Annotated in this window: 16 protein-coding genes and 2 pseudogenes; 9 read left to right on the top strand and 9 right to left on the bottom strand. The window is 41.8% G+C overall.

All coding sequences use genetic code 11. The annotated features are described in order from the left end of the window. The first annotated feature begins 5 nt into the window (after positions 1 to 5). Positions 6 to 1,679 (top strand): flavin monoamine oxidase family protein, encoded by a 1,674-nt coding sequence (locus A8805_RS08620; RefSeq protein WP_109710090.1) that lies wholly within the window; start codon positions 6 to 8, stop codon positions 1,677 to 1,679. Between the two features lie 3 nt (positions 1,680 to 1,682). Here A8805_RS08620 and A8805_RS08615 read toward each other — a convergent pair whose 3' ends face one another. From A8805_RS08615 to A8805_RS08590, 5 genes and pseudogenes are all read right to left on the bottom strand, one after another. Beyond that, positions 1,683 to 2,312: a class I SAM-dependent methyltransferase gene (locus A8805_RS08615; protein ID WP_109710088.1), complete on the bottom strand. Its 630-nt coding sequence runs from the start codon at positions 2,310 to 2,312 to the stop codon at positions 1,683 to 1,685. Positions 2,313 to 2,453: 141 nt separating this feature from the next. After that, a pseudogene (locus tag A8805_RS23105) lies at positions 2,454 to 2,803 on the bottom strand (cation transporting ATPase C-terminal domain-containing protein). Positions 2,804 to 2,994: 191 nt separating this feature from the next. Further along, positions 2,995 to 3,654, bottom strand: coding sequence for a DUF1287 domain-containing protein (locus A8805_RS08600; protein ID WP_242992309.1), 660 nt, complete (start codon positions 3,652 to 3,654; stop codon positions 2,995 to 2,997). 80 nt (positions 3,655 to 3,734) lie between these two features. Beyond that, positions 3,735 to 4,205 (bottom strand): hypothetical protein, encoded by a 471-nt coding sequence (locus A8805_RS08595; protein ID WP_242992308.1) that lies wholly within the window; start codon positions 4,203 to 4,205, stop codon positions 3,735 to 3,737. Positions 4,206 to 4,348: 143 nt separating this feature from the next. Continuing rightward, positions 4,349 to 4,855 (bottom strand): flavodoxin family protein, encoded by a 507-nt coding sequence (locus tag A8805_RS08590; RefSeq protein WP_109710079.1) that lies wholly within the window; start codon positions 4,853 to 4,855, stop codon positions 4,349 to 4,351. A gap of 278 nt (positions 4,856 to 5,133) precedes the next feature. On the opposite strand from A8805_RS08590, the gene A8805_RS08585 reads away from it, so the two are divergent. The 5 genes from A8805_RS08585 to A8805_RS08570 are packed head-to-tail and all read left to right on the top strand — an operon-like array spanning position 5,134 to position 10,360. Continuing rightward, the gene (locus A8805_RS08585; protein WP_109710077.1) at positions 5,134 to 6,081 is read left to right on the top strand and encodes an AAA family ATPase; all 948 of its coding nucleotides are present in this window, start codon (positions 5,134 to 5,136) and stop codon (positions 6,079 to 6,081) included. Positions 6,082 to 6,089: 8 nt separating this feature from the next. Further along, entirely contained in the window at positions 6,090 to 7,145 is a 1,056-nt protein-coding gene (locus tag A8805_RS08580) for a DUF58 domain-containing protein (protein WP_109710075.1), read from the top strand. Between the two features lie 12 nt (positions 7,146 to 7,157). Then, positions 7,158 to 9,197, top strand: coding sequence for a transglutaminase-like domain-containing protein (locus A8805_RS08575; RefSeq protein WP_181392779.1), 2,040 nt, complete (start codon positions 7,158 to 7,160; stop codon positions 9,195 to 9,197). A 7-nt stretch (positions 9,198 to 9,204) separates the two neighbouring features. Next, the gene (locus tag A8805_RS22330; RefSeq protein WP_207657683.1) at positions 9,205 to 9,375 is read left to right on the top strand and encodes a hypothetical protein; all 171 of its coding nucleotides are present in this window, start codon (positions 9,205 to 9,207) and stop codon (positions 9,373 to 9,375) included. Positions 9,376 to 9,415: 40 nt separating this feature from the next. After that, positions 9,416 to 10,360 (top strand): AEC family transporter, encoded by a 945-nt coding sequence (locus tag A8805_RS08570; protein ID WP_109710071.1) that lies wholly within the window; start codon positions 9,416 to 9,418, stop codon positions 10,358 to 10,360. Between the two features lie 99 nt (positions 10,361 to 10,459). Here the strand turns inward: A8805_RS08570 and A8805_RS08565 are convergent. Continuing rightward, positions 10,460 to 11,607, bottom strand: a protein-coding gene (locus A8805_RS08565) for an IS3 family transposase (protein ID WP_109710068.1) whose coding sequence is annotated in 2 segments (ribosomal slippage) — positions 10,460 to 11,355 and positions 11,355 to 11,607 — 1,149 coding nt in all. Because the reading frame shifts where the segments join, the coding sequence is not laid out codon by codon here. A 405-nt stretch (positions 11,608 to 12,012) separates the two neighbouring features. Here A8805_RS08565 and A8805_RS08560 point away from each other — a divergent pair. Then, the gene (locus A8805_RS08560) at positions 12,013 to 12,561 is read left to right on the top strand and encodes a PadR family transcriptional regulator (protein WP_109710066.1); all 549 of its coding nucleotides are present in this window, start codon (positions 12,013 to 12,015) and stop codon (positions 12,559 to 12,561) included. Next, positions 12,548 to 12,949, top strand: coding sequence for a hypothetical protein (locus A8805_RS08555; protein ID WP_242992307.1), 402 nt, complete (start codon positions 12,548 to 12,550; stop codon positions 12,947 to 12,949). The genes A8805_RS08560 and A8805_RS08555 overlap by 14 nt, the downstream gene beginning before the upstream one ends. A gap of 950 nt (positions 12,950 to 13,899) precedes the next feature. Here A8805_RS08555 and A8805_RS22950 read toward each other — a convergent pair. Both A8805_RS22950 and A8805_RS08545 read right to left on the bottom strand, forming a co-directional pair. After that, a pseudogene (locus A8805_RS22950) lies at positions 13,900 to 14,166 on the bottom strand (helix-turn-helix domain-containing protein); the annotation flags it as partial. A 315-nt stretch (positions 14,167 to 14,481) separates the two neighbouring features. Further along, entirely contained in the window at positions 14,482 to 14,652 is a 171-nt protein-coding gene (locus tag A8805_RS08545; RefSeq protein ID WP_109710059.1) for a DUF362 domain-containing protein, read from the bottom strand. A gap of 230 nt (positions 14,653 to 14,882) precedes the next feature. Here A8805_RS08545 and A8805_RS08540 point away from each other — a divergent pair, with 230 nt between their 5' ends. Continuing rightward, on the top strand, positions 14,883 to 16,043 hold the full coding sequence (locus tag A8805_RS08540) for a substrate-binding domain-containing protein (protein ID WP_109710057.1): 1,161 nt from the start codon (positions 14,883 to 14,885) through the stop codon (positions 16,041 to 16,043). A 115-nt stretch (positions 16,044 to 16,158) separates the two neighbouring features. On the opposite strand, the gene A8805_RS08535 is transcribed toward A8805_RS08540, so the two are convergent. Then, positions 16,159 to 17,598 (bottom strand): sensor histidine kinase, encoded by a 1,440-nt coding sequence (locus A8805_RS08535; protein WP_109710054.1) that lies wholly within the window; start codon positions 17,596 to 17,598, stop codon positions 16,159 to 16,161. Position 17,599: the final 1 nt, after the last annotated feature.

The raw sequence follows: 17,599 nt of genomic DNA, 5'->3' as shown, positions 1-17,599 counted from the left end.
CTTATATGTCTGAGCAAACAGGGAATTATCTGACGAATCCAAGTGATTCCACAAGATATGAAATATTAAAAAAAGCTTTTACAAACGCCGGCCGGCCGGAAGATTTTGAAAATGTAGTTGAACTATTAAACCCCCCGCCTGATATTACCTCCTATGCTGCTCCCGGAGCATATAGAAACCTTAAAGTAGGCATAATAGGTGCAGGTCTGGCAGGTTTATCCGCTGCCTTTGAATTAAGAAAGATTGGAGCAGAAATTACACTGTATGACGCCATAGAAGACCGCATAGGCGGAAGAGTGTATACTTATTATTTTGATCAGAGCAGACGGTATTATGGAGAATTTGGTCCTATGAGAATTCCCATGTCCCATGGTACAACCTGGCATTATATAAATTTATTACATCTGAATACCATTTCGACTACCTCACCTTTTCCCAACAACTTTATATACGTTCATAACACCAGAATACGGAGAGACCGGGACGGGAATAATATAACGAAGTATTTATATCCCTTATTTAATCTTGCCGATTATCAAGAATCTTTTCCATGGTCAGAGTTAAGTGATTATGCCTTTGATTCTGTCTTACTAAGCCTGAATCCAGATATACGAAGAGAACTGCTGCAGATTCTGCCGGCGTATTCACCAGAGTATTCCTTCTATTTAAACAACAGTATCAGGGAGATACTGGAGATGCGCGGTTTAAGCCAGGAAGCTATAAATTTAATAGCCAGTACGGACTCTCTGACCGGAGGACTGCTTAACACCAGTTACGGGGAATCCCTGCAGGAGTTATATTCCATGGATTTTCTGAATACTTACCGAATAGACGGAGGTATGATTAACCTTCCCTGTGCTTTTTATAATTCCCTTATCTCCCACAACCCGAGAGAATATGATATTGCACCGGATTTGCTTGGGAATGTTAATATCAAACTTGGTCATGATATAACCGGTATTTATCAGAATTCTTCTGACAGTAAAGTTATTCTAAGGTATAACAACACTTATACGACAAATATGTATGAAGAATTTGATTACGTTATCTGCACCATCCCATTCTCCACCTTACGGGAAGTAGATATAAAACCATTTTTTAGTAATCAGAAAATGCAGGCTATCCGGGAATTATTTTACTCCGATTCCTTTAAGGCTGCCTTTTTCTGTAACCGGCGTTTTTGGGAGGAAAATGCGGCATATGGAAACATGAATGGGGGTATTTCTTTTACTGATCTTCCCATTCAGTCCATTTTATATCCCTCAGACCATATCCACTGTACGAAGCCATCTTCCTGCTCACCATTAGAACCGGGCGTATTAGTCTCCTCTTATAATGTGAATCAGGACTCCATACGGGTTGCGAATCAAAGCAAAAGCAGGCAGTTTTCGCTGGTTAAGAGAAATGTGGAGGAGGTACATGGATTACCGGAAAATTTCCTGGATTCTATTGTGAAAGATCATAAAAATGTAGATTGGAACCAGCAGCAGTGGTTTCGAGGAGCATTTGCAGTAGATCTTCCCGGCCAAAAGATAAATTTCGCCCATACGATTCTTGAACCGGAATATAATAACCATGTATTTTTTGCTGGAGAACATACTTCTGTAAAGCATGGCTGGATGCAGGGATCCTTATATAGCGGTATGCTGGCAGCTAATACGCTGGCTATGAATCTGTGATTGTTAATCGTTAAGTTTTGCTTCCAAATAAACAAGGGGAAAAGCAGCTTTGAGCACTTTCCAATTTATTATGGAAAAGCCGTTTTCACTAATAAATGAAACATACTCTTTTGGTTTCCATTTAGAGTATGTTTCAAATCCAATAATCCTCAGAACAAATGCGTTCAATTTCCATGTTGAGTTATTTAAATGACCATGTGAAAACGTAGGCGCTATCAATAATCCATTTGGTTTCAGAACTCTCTTGATATTCATTAATACCAATTCCGGGTCTGGCATAATGTGCAATGCGTTTGATATGATTACGGCATCAAAAGTTTGAGCTGCAAAAGAGAGTGCAGAGGCATCCTCAACGGAAAAGTGCACATTATCAGGTACGTTTTTTTTCATTGCTGCTTCTATCATTTTAGGGGAAAAGTCAGTCGCCTCCACTGACTGAACAGAATCAGCAATATTAATCGCAATTAGTCCAGTACCTGTGGCAATTTCAAGCACTTTCATTTCCCTGGTAAGCACCGCCGACATAAGTCTATACATCTCTGAATAGGCAGAACGATTAAATCTGTGAATCTCAAAATCATATAATTTAGCGTAACGATTCCAAAAATTCTTGTTGTCTTGTTTCTTTTTCAAAAGTTATCCTCCCTTAACGTTATTTGTACATTATGTAACTGCAAATTGACATTTTTCTATATTCCATTAGTTATTAAAGTAAGAGGCAACGCAAATAATAAAATAAAAAACCAAAAAGTCTGCAATGTGATGAACCTTAATCTATTTCTTTATGATACGCAAACATAATTTTAGAAGTTCAGATAACACAATCACGCTGAATGATACTGCGAAGAGTTTTATCCACATGACAAAGTCCAGTGGTATTGTACCAAAAAACACTCCGGCAAACTCAATAATCAGGATTTGGAGAATAAGTGTCCCCCCACTACCAGCAGCATCAGCTTGTTTTTCAGCAAATTCTTGAAAATACTGGTGCTGTGCAGCTCACGGCAGTTAAAAGCATTGAAAAGCTGGAACAACGTAAACAGTGTAAACAGCACGGTCGGCATCTGCTCTGTTGTGGCATCCAGAAAGTTGAGCGTATATTGGCACAAGAACACGATAGACATATAGGCACCTGTAAGACCAATACGCAGAAGCAGAGATTCCTGCTTCTGCTAAGTGAGTGTTTTAAGTTGTTCAAAAAATCATAACAGAAGTAATAAGAGTTAGTCAATGATAATAGCATAATTCTGAATGTACAAACAGTTATAAATCATATCTGAAATTACGCTAAACTGCCCCCAATTGAAATTTGTCTTTATTCTGTAATCCTGTAATGGCCGGCTATATCATCCCTGGTTTCAAGAATATCCTGTTCATATGCCGTCTGCCATGGATCATTATGGTGGATCACATAGGGAACACCGTTTTCATTTCTTCGATCAGAAACAATTCCAACATGGTTTTGAAAAATCACAATATCCCCACCCTGCCATTCCTCTACATTGGTAATATCTGTGGTAAGACTTATTGCTGTATGTGAAAAATAGACCTTTAGATTGTTCACTCGTCTAAAGTCAATATTTATATCTGGATCATCGATGTCATAATCATCGGAATTTTTCTCAATATCTTCCTGTATTAATACCATTAGGTCATATCCCGCACTTTTCAAAGCATTTGCCACTACATCCGTACATACTCCATATTCATCATCGGAATAACCTGCCTGGTAGTAGCTGCTTTTATATTTGGGTTTAGATGCAATATAGTCAAACGTACCCTCAAGAATATCCGTCTGATCATCAATGCCATCCTGATCTTCATCTATGGTACTATGTATTTGCTCAATATTTGCATCATATTTGTCCGGCAAACGTTCTGTGGAAGTGTTTTGATAGCGGGAAGCTACATAAATAAGGATGCTGCTAATAACACATATACATATCACACCACCAATTAATGTTTTCTTCTTCACGTTTTCCTCCTTTACAAATTTCCGTTTACCATCATGATTATGTTCAGTCTGCCCCTATCATATCAGACGAGAATGTTTTGTTAATACCGCTTATACAACTCGGATTTTTTAAGCCCGTTGTTCTTCGCTTGAAATCGCCAGCCCATATGAGCGGCCTGCATATAGAAGAATCGAGAGAAGTTGGGGTCAATGGTAATGTTCTCAGCAGAACTCCTTTGCAAAATGGTATCTGCCAGTGCACCCATTGTTTTCCCAAGCCGAGTCAGCGGCCCTTTCCCAATTGGGGCACTTTGCAGCATGCCCCCGGCCCCAACGCCGATGCCCTGTCCCCACGTCAGGCCGGCTTCCTGGGTAAAATACTGCATCATCTCCAAGGCGAGAGCGTTTTGGCAGCCATCGTAAAATCCGTTGTTCACAAGAGCATATACCTTTGCCTCTGGCGCAGCCTGTGCAACAGAGGGGCAAACTTGCTCCAATTGGCGCAGCAGATTGGCCGGAATGCCATCCACATACAATGGAAAGGCAAATACGAGGGCGCTGCACCCACCCATAGCACGAAGTAGTTCCTCTCCATCTCCGGACGCACTATCGTGCCATATGATTTCAGTGTCGTGCAAGCACTTTTCCAGCGCCTGCAAAAGAGTTCTGCTTGCGCTGTCTCCGCGCTTGGGGCTTGCGTTTATCAGAGCAATCTTCATAAAAGCACCTCGCTGATGAGCACGTCATCTTCATGAAAGCGCACCATCACTTTGGACGAGCCAAAGTTCAGCGCATTAGCCGCAGCCAGCTTTTGTGCGGTTTCTTTTTGAGCTGACTTGCCTGCGGTCTGGTAGAAGTGGTATGTTAACGCAGGGGACGACGCAAAACGCTGCACATGGTGCATTTCTCCTTTGATGATGCGGAAGAAGGGCAGCATATAGCCAATGCTGCGGTCCAGCACTGCTTTTACATCTGGCGAAAGACCGCCGAATGTCAGCTTGCTGATGATGATTACCTCATCCTGCCGGGGCATCATATCACAAAACTCCCGCGCCCGATCAGTGATCACGCACTGACCAGGTGTCTTAATCCAACATCCGAAGCAGCCCACACAGTGTCGTACTGCGGGATACGCGCAGAACACGGTTGTATCCTTATCGTATGTATATAACTTATCCGCCATTTGGGGCGGAAGATCGTGCAAAATCAGCCTTTTAACCATATACCCTCCAGTTTTTTTTGAGTTTTTTGCTCCATATTATATTTCTTTCATAAATTTTGATTTACCTAATTATACCAGACAATATTTAAAAAATATAGTTTTGTGTATTCATTTATTATTATGCAGACTTAACAAATGAACTAGCAGCCAGCATGCTTTGTATAAATAAATTCAGAGAGCCAACCGTGTGAATGGACGAGATTCCCGCCTTTTCTATTAGAATGAAAATGTGGTATACTAATATCAAATGTTAGAAAACAACGGAAGGAGGAATTTATTTGTCTGATTATCAGGATGCAGCAGGCGGAGTGTTTTTAGAGGTTCAGAAAGCCATTGTGGGGAAGGCGGATGTGACAGAGAAGATTATGATGGCGATTCTTGCAGGAGGACATGTTCTGGTGGAAGATATTCCCGGCATGGGAAAAACCACGATAGCTTTGGCATTTTCCAAAGCCATGGGGCTGGAGGATAACCGGGTGCAGTTTACGCCGGACGTGCTTCCGGCGGATTTAACCGGATTTACTTTATATCAGAAGGAGACGGGGCAGTTTGTTTATCAGCCCGGTGCCGTGATGTGCAATTTTTTGATGGCGGACGAGATTAACCGGGCTTCTCCTAAGACCCAATCGGCGCTTCTGGAAGTTATGGAAGAGCGGCAGGTCACGGTGGACGGTGTAACCCGGGAGACCGGGAATCCTTTTATTGTTATTGCGACGGAAAATCCTGTGGGGTCTGCCGGAACCCAGCTTCTGCCGGAGTCTCAGCTGGACCGCTTTATGATATGTGTGAAGATGGGGTACCCATCTGTAAAAGAAGAAATAGAAATTTTAAAGAGGAGCAGGCGGGGCCGTACTACGGATTCGGTGGAGAAGGTAATGACGGCACAATGGCTTTTGAGGGCACAGGAGGAAGTTCGGGAGGTATATGTGCATGATATGGTTTATATGTATATTGCCCAGCTTGCAAAGGCAACCAGAGAAAAAGAGGATATTGTCATGGGCTTAAGCCCCAGAGGGGCTGTTGCCCTGACGGCGATGGCAAAAGCCGGAGCCTATTTAAAGGGCCGGGATTATGTGGTCCCGGATGATGTATCAGATGTATTTTCCTGTGTTGCAGTTCACCGTATACTACTTAGCGCAAAAGCAAGAGTAGGACATGTAAGAACTGAGGATATTTTAGAACAGATTCTGGCGGAGGTGAAGCCACCGTCCGTGAAGAGGGGATAGGCAGATAAATGGGGAAGAGAATAGCTGCATATATACTGTTCGTTCTTATAACCGGATATTTATTTGTGATGTATGACACTTCTGTTTTGTCTGCTGCCCTTGTTCTGGAATTATTATATCCTTTGGTTTCTGCCTTATATCTGCATTTTGTCTGCAGGAGTTTTACAGTAGAATTGGGGAATCCGCCTGACATGGGGGAAAAGAAGCAGAAATTGCGGATAGGACTGTGGATAAGAAATGAATCTCGTGTCTGGAATGGGAAATATGAGCTGACGTTTCAAATTGGTCTGGAGGGGGGAAAGAAGCAAACGAAAAAGCACATATCCGGTATGGCGGAAGCTCGCAGTAATCAAGAGCTGTTTTTTTATTTTACCTCAGAATACTGCGGACGCATGAAAATCTCTCTCAAACAGATAAAAATATATGATTTGCCGGGATTTTTTTACCGCAAGATTCCACTGACAGAGAAAAGAACGATTCGAATATTGCCTAAACTTGAACTGATACCTCTGGAAATTACAAGAAGAACCAGAGAGTTTCCGGCTGATGCCGATGAGCATGCCGCAGAGAGAAGCGGGGATGACCCTGCTGAAATCTATCAGGTCAGGGAATACCGTCCATGGGATTCTACACACAACATTCATTGGAAGCTGTCGGCAAAAGAGGACCGTCTGATGGTAAAAGAATATGGCTTTCCGCTGGGATGTGTAGTGCTCCTCTGGCTGGACTTTCCGAAAGAAAATCAGAACAGTGCAGGATTTGACCGTATGCTGGAACAGGCGGCATGCTTAAGTCTCACACTGGTCTGGGAAAAGTGTATTCATATGGCGGCCTGGTTTGATGAGAAGAATGAAAGAGTCATAAAGCGGAAGATAGACAGTGAGGAAGCTGTTTATGAGTTTATATATCATATGCTGGACATAGAACCATACAAGAGAAGAGATATCATGGAAGCTTATTATGAGGACGCATTTCGCGGAGACCATTTCAGCAGTATTGTTGTCATAAGCGGAGCTGAGACAATGCGCGTAAATGGAGAGGAACAAAAGGCTTTGCTGTTGTAGGGGGGAATGGATATGAAGAGAACACGTACAGAAAAAACAGGTGTACGGCTGTGGGAAGGGAAGGACAAGAAACCTTCTGTAAGCAGTGCGGATAAATTTGCGCTGTTTCTGGCAAGGACGCTGTCAGCCGGCTTCCTGGCATTTGCCTGGTGGGAGAGCCTGCTGTCCGTATTCCCGATGCAGATAGAAAGAAAATGGCTGTATATTTCCTTGTTTGTCTTTTCGGCTCTGGGAGTGTGGCTTGGAGGCATACGGGGTAAGAAAAAGGTAGTTTCTCAGGCCGTTACGGTGATTTTGGTCACGCTTCTGATATGGAAAAACAAAGTTTTGGCTGTGGCGGTCTTGAATTCCCTGGCGAATGCTTATCTGCGGATTCATGATGGGGGCAGTGCCCCTTTAATTTACGATGTACCAGCCACGGCAGATGTCTGGCTTGGAATCGGAACCGCAGTTTTGACACTTCCTCTGCTGACAGTTTCTTCTTCTGCTCTGAACCGGGGAAAGGGAAAGGCTGCAGTTCTCGTGCTGCTCTTATTTCCTGTTTTTCTGGCAGCCGTGGAAGGGCATTTTCCTTCTGTAAAATCCTGTGTTTTCGTACTGTTTGCAGCAGGAGTTTGTTTTGCAATCAGCGGCAAACACAGTGGAAGAATCGTCTGGAAAGAAGCTGTGGCAGCAGGAGGATTTCTTTTGATTCTCAGTGTACTTTCGTGGGCAGCGGCAGAACCCATTGAAGAAAATAAGGGGAATGAAGGGGGAAGATATTTACAGGCTCGTGCATTTATTGAAACTAAGGCGATTCAGAGACTGGAAGAGGTTGTCAGGGTACATGAAGAAGAACAGCCGGATGATAACCAGAGGGAAAATGATGAGGAAGATACGAGTGATGCAGTTCCAGAGGTGCCTTCTGAGGACAGCCTCCCGGACACAGAACAGGCAGACAGTGAATCATCCGGGCTGCTTCCCGGTTTCTTAACAGACACTGAGGCCTCTAACCTGCGAAACATTGCATCATTCCAACCGGGCGACGGAGACGGATTATGGGTAAAGACCGACACTTTACCTGAGAAGACCTATTATCTGCCGCGGGAATTCGGCAGGAGTTACGGTGACAGCAACTGGCAGATGATCGGACTGGATGAAGAGGTCTATGCAGAATACAGCCATTATCCAGAAAACTTATCCCGGCTTATAGACTTGTGTAAAAAACAGAATATTCGGAGTATGGAGGATGCATCTAATTTCATACAAAGGGAATTTGAGGAAAATACGGTTTATGATTATAATCCCGGGACGACTCCCGGAGGATGGGATTTTGCGGAATATTTCTTATTTGAAAATAAGAAAGGTTTCTGTGTTCATTTTGCGACCACCGCCACGCTGATGTACCGGATAATGGGTTTTACGGCAAGATATGCAGAAGGATACGCCATACCGGTATCGGCATTTGAGGAGCAGGAGGACGGGAGCTATCGGGCAGAGGTGACAGGTGACATGGGGCATGCCTGGTGTGAAACCTATGACAACGGGTGGGTGATACGTGAACATACACTCCCCTACACTGGGGACAGTCCGGAGGCAGCACCTCCCGCAGCCTCCAGTGAGAAAACACAGAAAGAGACTTTATCGGGGACTTTGGCAGTGTCTGCCATAACTGCAGCGGCGGTGTTTATTATCTTCCTATTTGGGTTTCAGGCGGCAGTTAGAAGAAAACGGAATGCAGCAAGTAACAGAAATTATGCAGAAGGCAGGGGGATTCTTTCTCTATATATCATGCTTTGGGAGGTTGCAGAGGTTTTAGGAACATCCAGAGATGACTCATTAAGTGATTCTGCTTTTGAAAAATTAGAAGTAGCCCTGCCGGAAATATCCAGGCAGGATTGGAAATGGATTCAACAGGCCGTCTTGCAGGCTGTGTTTGGGAAACAGCCCCCTTCAAGGGAAATTCATGAAAAGCTGTATCGTCTTTCTGTGCAGGCAGCCCGGAGTATTTGGGGAAAGCTTAGTGTTCGCGAAAAGATAAAGTACAGATATGTGAAGTGTTTGCCCTATTGATATTCTGATGGGTTTTCCTAGAACCGGGCAGAATGAGAAATTGCCGGATAATTTGTCTGCATGGGTGTTTGATGAGCTTTCAGCAGCACCGTTTATCGTATTGAAGTTAAGAAAAAGTGTCAGAGAAACGAGCTCAGTGGAAGGGGGATGGCTTTTCAGAAAGGATTATAAAAAATAGTAAAATTTTCAGCCAGAATTATGGCAGAAGGGAGATTACAATGGATAACCTGATTTTTTGCCTGAATGCGACAATTCCCATTTTCCTGCTGATGATTCTGGGACTCGTTTTAAATAAAATAGGATGGATTGAGGATGAGTTCGCTGAAAGGATGAATAAATTTGTCTTTCTTGTACCGCTGCCAGTGATGGTGTTTGAGGATCTGGCGACAGTCGATTTTACGGAGGTATGGGATCTGAAATTTGTGCTGTTTTGCTTTGGGGCAACACTTAGCAGTATTGCTCTTGCAGCTGCAGTTTCTCTCTTGTGGCGGGACAAGGCTATCAGAGGGGAATTCATACAGGCCTCTTACCGGAGCAGCGCCGCTCTTCTTGGAATTGCATTTATCCGGAACATATATGGAAGTGCCGGTATGGCTCCGCTGATGATCATTGGCAGTGTTCCGCTCTATAATATCATGGCTGTGGCCGTGCTTTCCTTCTTCCAGCCGGAGAGAAAGAAAATGGGCAGGGAAGTATGGATTACCACATTGAAAGGGATTGTCACCAACCCAATCATTATTGGAATTGCTGCCGGACTCCTTTGGTCAGCCCTGAAGATACCGATGCCGGGCATCATGGAGAAGACAATTTCTAACATCGGGGCAGTGGCAACGCCTATGGGCCTGATGGCTATGGGAGCAACTTTTGACATTCGGAAAGCGTTTGGGAAAGTAAAACCAGCGGCAGTGGCAGCGGTGATAAAGCTGGTCGGGTTCACCGCCATTTTCCTTCCCCTGGCAGTTGAACTGGGGTTTAGGAGAGAGGAACTCGTAGCGATTCTAATTATGCTTAGTTCTGCAACGACAGTGAGCTGTTTCGTGATGGCAAAGAACATGGGGCACGAGGGAGTACTGACATCCAGTGTTGTGATGTTGACCACGATGTTCAGTGCACTTACGGTCACAGGGTGGCTGTACATATTGAAGAGTTTTTCACTGATATAAAAAAGGGCCGAATACTGATGTGACCCCTAAAAGTTAGACTTTATTGCGAAGTGGATTTTGGACTTGTCAACATTTTCTAGACACAAAGTTAAGTTGATTTTATGAGTTTTCTTGCTCAAATTGCACGGGAGAAATATAGCCCAGTGCAGAATGCATGCGCTTCGTATTATAGTATAGTTCAATATATTTAAAAATTTCCATTTGAGCTTGTTCTGGTGTTTCAAATCTGGCATCCAGAATAAGCTCTCTTTTTAAGGTACGATAGAAAGACTCCATCATTGCATTATCATAAGGATTCCCTTTTCGGCTATTACTATGGATGGCTTTATGTTGTTTTAATAGCCTTCTGAAATTACCGCTTGTATATTGTGAGCCTTGATCAGTATGAACAATTAATCCATCTTCCGGAAGTTCCCGGCCATATCCCTGCATGAAAGCCTCCATTACGAGAGTATCTTTCATGTTTCTTCCCATGGACCAGCCTGTAATCTTTCGAGAAAATATATCTAAAAAGACTGCCAGATATAAAACACCTTTTTTCGTTGGAACATAAGTGATATCGCCAAGCCATATTTTATTTCTCCCGGTAGACTGAAATACTTGATTTAATAAATTTGGCCGTTCTTCGTTTTGCATGGAGCTGTGATAATGCTTATATCGATACCGGGTTCCCTTGGCATATAAGCCCATGGAACGCATAAGTTTCTGGACTCGTTTATGATTAATCTTTAAACCCTCGTTTTCCAAAGCCTTTGAAATTCGTAAACAGCCGTATCTTCCTTTATGTTCTTCAAATACGTGTTTAATTTCCTGACTAAGTATTTTATTTTCAATGGCACGGTCAGATTCTTTACGCTTTAAATATTCATAAAATCCAGAACGGGATATATGGAGTGTTTTACAGGCCCTCTTGATGTTGTATTGTTCCTGATGATCCTTTAAAAACTGGAATCTCACACATTCTTTTTCTTCAAGAAGGCCCGGAACTTTTTTAACAATTCAAGTTCCTCCTGTAAATGCTTATTTTCACTCTTTAATTTATTAATTTCATACTGATAATTAAAAAGTGCGCACCCATGACCTGGGAACGCACTTTCTCCATACTCTTCGTATTCACGAATCCAACGATATAAACTATTATAATGAATGTCCAGTTGCATAGCTACTTCAGAAACGGGCATCTCATCATGAACAACAAGCTTTACCGCTGCTAATTTGAAATTTCTATCAAACTTTCTTCTTGCCATAAACCATCCACCTTTCACAGAATTCTCTTATCTAAGTGTCTAGTTTATTATACCATGTCCACATCATGAACAACAAGCTTTACCGCTGCTAATTTGAAATTTCTATCAAACTTTCTTCTTGCCATAAACCATCCACCTTTCACAGAATTCTCTTATCTAAGTGTCTAGTTTATTATACCATGTCCATCCAATCATTAGATTTTTGGTCTAACAATTGGGGGGCGGTTCAATTTCAGGCCCTCTTTTTATTGTATATTTAAAACAATAAACTAATCTCCTTATTTTCATTATTTTGCATACATTGAAAATGATTTTAAATAAAATTATTCTTTTAATAACTCTGAAAGTCTTGACAGTTTACTAAAAGATATATTACTATTAGTAATAAAATGAAGGAGGCCCAAAATGGAAATTATCATATTAGGAATACTTATGATGCGAAATACAACAATCTACGAAATGCGAAAGTTAATTGATAGTAATTTCACAAATATCAGTAGTAACAGTTTGGGAAGTATACAAACAGCTATTAAAAAACTAATTGCCAACGAGTTTATTGTTTTTGATGAATTTGTAGAAAATAGTGTAAATAAGAAAAAGTATGCAATCACCGAAAAGGGAAGAAGCCACTTCTTAGAGATCATTAAAAAACCAATGTTGTTTAAAGAAAAGAATATGGAACTTAGTAAATTCTTTTTTATGGGATTTGTTGATGAACAAGAATGGAATACACTAATTAATTCTTATATAGAAGAATTAAAATCGCAGTTGGTTAAGCTAAAAGAAATTGCAAAAAATAGAGAACCACGAAAAAAGTTTGATAATCAGGAATTACAGCATATTGCCCTGTTTCAGTACGGAACACTCGATTTATCAATTGCTAAAATTGAATTTGAAATTGATTGGTTTGAAAAATTTATAAAGAAAATCGCAAATGAAAATGGAGGATATTGATTATATGCTCAGTTCAAAAATTGGTGCTATTCTATTCGCAATTATTGCACTTTTAACACTATTAGTTACATTCGGCTTTCCTTTAGGCGAATTCACTTTAGGTGGACAACATGTAATACTGCCTGTGAAAATGAGAATCATGACTGCTGTATCATTTGTAATTCAAATATTTGCTATTCTTATTGTTTTGCAAGCTGGAGGGGTTATGAAGATGTGGTTCCCTGTTAAAGTTGTAAAAGGTATTTGTATTTTCTTTTCAGCCTATCTCACGATAAATGTGATTATGAATTTTATGTCAGAAAGTCCAAAAGAGAGATATTTAATGACACCTTTAGCAATAGTTGCAGCAATTTGCTTTTGGTTAACAGTTATAAATATGGAATCCTGATATTATCAATTTTCTTATTATAAGGAGAAAACCTATATGATAAATAATAACTGTATATATTCGTAGTGGAGGAGTTATAAATAATGCGATAATCAAAGAAAGACTAACCCGATTTGGGCTAGTCTCCATGCATGGCTATTTCAAACAGTGTACTTGTTCAGTTGATTGAACTACCGCCTGTGGAACCGTATGAGCGGTGGCATGAGAGGTGGGAAGTTTCTCTCAATCAGAGAAATTTCCTCCTACTCGATTTGCGCAATGTTTTCTTTGCTATAGGCAGGCTATTATGTGAGGAGTTTCTTTAACTTACCCATAGGCCCCTCTTTTGCTGCCTCCCGGCGGCTTGCCTGCTGCTGGCGGATCAGACAGTCCAATTTACGGAAATGTTCTTCCTCCTGGCGTTCTTTTGCCTGGAATAAAAAGTCCATTTCACGCATGACATCTTTCGTAACCGTCTGGCTGATTTCTTTTTTCAGGTCCTCGTTATTGGCGGTAACTACTTCTGTCAGGACATCCCCGATTAAGGTACGGACCTGTTCTAATTGAGTGACAGGGATGACTTCTGCCTGGGCAATACTCAATACAGCAAAGGCGTCCTCTGAAGAAGCGGTACGCTGGAGAGCAGGTTTGTCTTGGGAAGGCTTGTCCAAAGTTGGCGAATCGTTCTGTTCTTTGGAGCTTTCCGTAATTTCAGCATTCTTCTGAACAGCAGAACGGTCTGGGACCGCTGAATCCTTCAGGATTGCGGTCTTCTTCTGAACTACAGAACCTTCTGGGGCTGTAGAACTGCTATGTAGAGTATTGTCCTGGTCTGCAGGCTTGTCCTGACTGGAAGGCCTGGTCTGGCTAGAAGGAGCGGAAGTCGCCTGATCTGGTTTTATGCTTTTGCTTTCAGTTTGGGACTTCACATGCTGCGGCTCTTCATTTTTAACTGATTTTTTAATATCTCCGGTTTTCGGCTCCCCAGAGTTTTGAAGTTTGAGACGGGTTTCTTTTAATTCAGGGATGATAGGCTTCAAGTCCTTCAAAAGCATCCCTTCATCCTTTAGTTTTTTAATACAGCAGAAAAGTTGTATATCGTCCTTTGTATAATATCGATGTCCCATTTCTGTGCGGCCAATTTCCAGGTCCAGCTCTTCCTCCCAGTAGCGCAGCACGTGGGATTCGACTTTTACCTGCTTGGCGGCTTCAGAAATCATAAATCTGACCTCACCCATATTATACTTATACCTCCTTAAAAATGGTAACTCTTATTCTTCGTTCTGTGTTATTATACCATAGGGAGAACATAAAAAAGCGGACAATCGTTCGTCAAATTGCGGCAGAATATTTGAGGAGGGGAGAGCACGCGGAGTATTACAGTTTAGCCATAAGCACGGTTTCACCCTGCATGGCTGAACCATAAAAAAATACCGCCCCTGTCGGACGGCATTTTTGCGTTGTGATCACTTTGCGGTATATAAGGTCAAAGCGGATAATTAAAATCCACTTTGCTATTTCCTTGTAATCTTGCAGCATCAAAATGCTTAAGATTAGCCTGCTGAAATAGCACTTGTAGGACATGAAGCCTCACATGCTCCACAATCTATGCAAGAATCAGCATCGATTACGTATTTGCCATCGCCTTCAGAGATAGCGCCTACTGGACATTCGCCTTCGCAAGAACCACAGCTTACACATTCATCACTAATTACGTATGCCATAGTATGTATCCTCCTTTATAAAGTCTTCAACAGCACTTCTATAACTGTCTTTAACCTCATTTTAATACAAAAAAGGCAAATATACAAGCTGTTTTATGCTCTAAATCAGGTACAATTATTTAAACTATAATAAAAAATTAAGAAAAAATTTCTTTATTTTTTGGAAGATTGGTGTATAGTATATAAGTGGTAATCTAGGACAGGAAGATAAAATCTGGAGGCAATTTATTATGAAGAAAAAATGGACAATCATTCTACCTGCAGCGTTAGGCATTATGCTGACGGTCTGCGCGTGCAGCAAAGATGATACGCCCACATTTACAGGAAATACAAAGTCAGAGCCGCCATACCAGGACAGCCTGAATGCGATTTCACCGTCAGCATATGATAACGTACGCGGACTTAACCTGGAGCCGGGAGCTTATATATCCATTATAGGGAGATACAGCAGTTCCGCCTATTGGAAAGAGATAAAAAGGGGCGTGGAGCAGGCAGCGGCAGATTTAAATGCAACTCTTGGATACACCGGGGAGGATGCGGTTAAAGTCACTTATAATGCACCGGAAAATGCGGAGAATATTGACGAACAGGTGAATATCCTGGATGAAGAACTTGCCCGCTATCCCGATGCAGTAGGAATTGCAAGTATTGATGCAGAGGCGTGCAAGGTACAGTTTGACCTGGCTACAGAAAATGGAATTCCGATTATCGCTTTGGATTCCGGAAATTCATATCAGGGAATACAGTGTACAATAAAAACTGATAATGAAGAAGCTGCCAGAACGGGTGCGTACAAGCTGTGTGATGAGATTGAGAATGAGGGCAGCATTTTACTTCTCGTACATGATTCGAAGTCTGCTTCAAGCATGGAGCGTGAGAGCAGTTTTCAGAATGAAATAGAGAGCAATCACCCTGAGGTGTCCATTGCAGAGACAATTTATTTAGATAAGATGGATGACATGAAGAAAGAGATTGCAGAAGAGAAAAACAAGTCTAAGAAAGAAGATGAAAAGGAGATTATTCCCGACAGTCTGACAGATGCGGATGTCATAGCATATTATCTGGACAAGCATCCGGAACTTAAGGGATGTTTTGGAACAAATGTAACAGCTACCCAGCTTGGATTAGAGGCACTGAAACAGGCAGATAAGATAGATGATATTATATTGATGGGATTTGATGCAGGAAAAGAGCAGATAGACGCATTGAAAAAAGATGAGATTAAGGGGCTGGTCGTTCAGAATCCATTTGGAATCGGGTATGCATCTGTAATAGCTGCGGCGCGGACTATATTGGAGAGTGGTAATGAGGCGGAAGTGAATACTGGGTATATCTGGGTTACCCTGGATAACCTGGAAGATGAATCTATACAAAATATGCTGTATGAATAGAGAAAGACGGAACTTTACTGTTTCAAAATAATAAGAGGAGGGAAACATGGCAGATGTGCATGTTTCCCTCCTTATTTTTTCAAAGAGATAGAGCAGAGACGAAGATACTCCTCTATTATGAATTTATTTCGGGTTCCTTTTTATTCTTCATCTCAACTTTGCTCAGGGAGAAGATAAATTCTGTTCCCACTCCTTCGGTGCTTATAACGTTGATATGTTCATCGTGCGCCTGTATGGCTTCCTTTACAATGGCAAGCCCCAGGCCGGTTCCTTTTTTGTCCTTTCCACGTGAAAGGTCAGATTTATAAAAACGTTCCCAGATTTTGTTCAGCTCTTTTCGGGGGATTCCAATACCGGAATCCTTGATGGAGATAAAAGTTTTCTCACCTCTCAGACTGACTTCAATCTTGACGGCAGATTCATTTTCACTGAATTTAATAGCGTTGTCTATGAGATTATACAAAACTTGCTGGATTTTCCCCTTGTCCGCATATACAAAGGGAGGATCCTGCAACAGCAAAAGCTCGATAGATATTCGTTTGCTGGTACATGCGCCTTCAAAGGATGCCGCTGTATTTTTAATCATTTCCTGAATGTCGAACTCACTCTTGGCAAGGAGCAGTTCTTTTGTATCAAACTCATTCAAGGTAAGCAAATCCTTTGTTAAATCGGTCAGACGTTCTGTTTCAAACAGAATGATATCCAAATATTTCCCGTGAAGCTCCGGCGGGATTGTGCCATCGGTCATAGCCTCCACATAGCCCTTGATCGATGTAAGTGGGGAGCGGAAATCATGAGAGACATTTGCCACAATTTTTTTCTGATACTCCTCCATGTCCCGCAGTTGAGCGGACATATAATTCAAAGAGGCTGAAAGATAACCCATTTCGTCATGTGTATAAACAGGAACTTCATAGGTTAGATTGCCTGAAGCATACTGTTTGGCGGCCTCTGTAATCTGACGCAGGGGCTGGTATATAAAAAAATGGAATCCAAGCAATATCATAAAAGACAAAATAAAAACAGCGGATACGGTGATATAAACCGGAAACATCATCTGGTTACAAATGGACTGTATATAAGAGACCGGTTTATGGATTAAAAGGTAACCTTTGATGTAAAAACCCTGGGTTACCGGAGCCATAACGGTTATTACGTCTTCATTAAAATACCCGTGGTAATTTCCGGTAATATACTGGTTACTCCCGATTTCCGCAGGGTCAAAATTCTCAATTACCTCCGGCGCCTTTGTGGTGTCAAGGTTTGAGGCAGTAATCAGTGTTCCGTCTGATTCTACAAACCAAAGAGAAGAATTCAGATATAGTTTCATAGCGTTAAGCTGAGAATGGACTGCCCACGCAGAGCCGCCTTCCATAAAGTAGGAGGGCAGGTAATCATTGGAAATCAAATTTGCCTGCTTATACAGGCTGTGGGAATCATTTTGTTTCAACTTATCCATCATAAGCTGGCTGGTCAGAATTCCAACCGTAAAAAAGCTTACAAAGCCAAAAATAATATAAATAGTAACAAACTTTAAGTACAGAGTACTTTTCATG

Source organism: Faecalicatena contorta (assembly GCF_003149105.1).
Classification (GTDB): domain Bacteria; phylum Bacillota; class Clostridia; order Lachnospirales; family Lachnospiraceae; genus Muricomes; species Muricomes contortus_C.
Note: the sequence above shows the minus strand (reverse complement) of the source record. Positions and strands in the feature narration are given on the sequence as shown.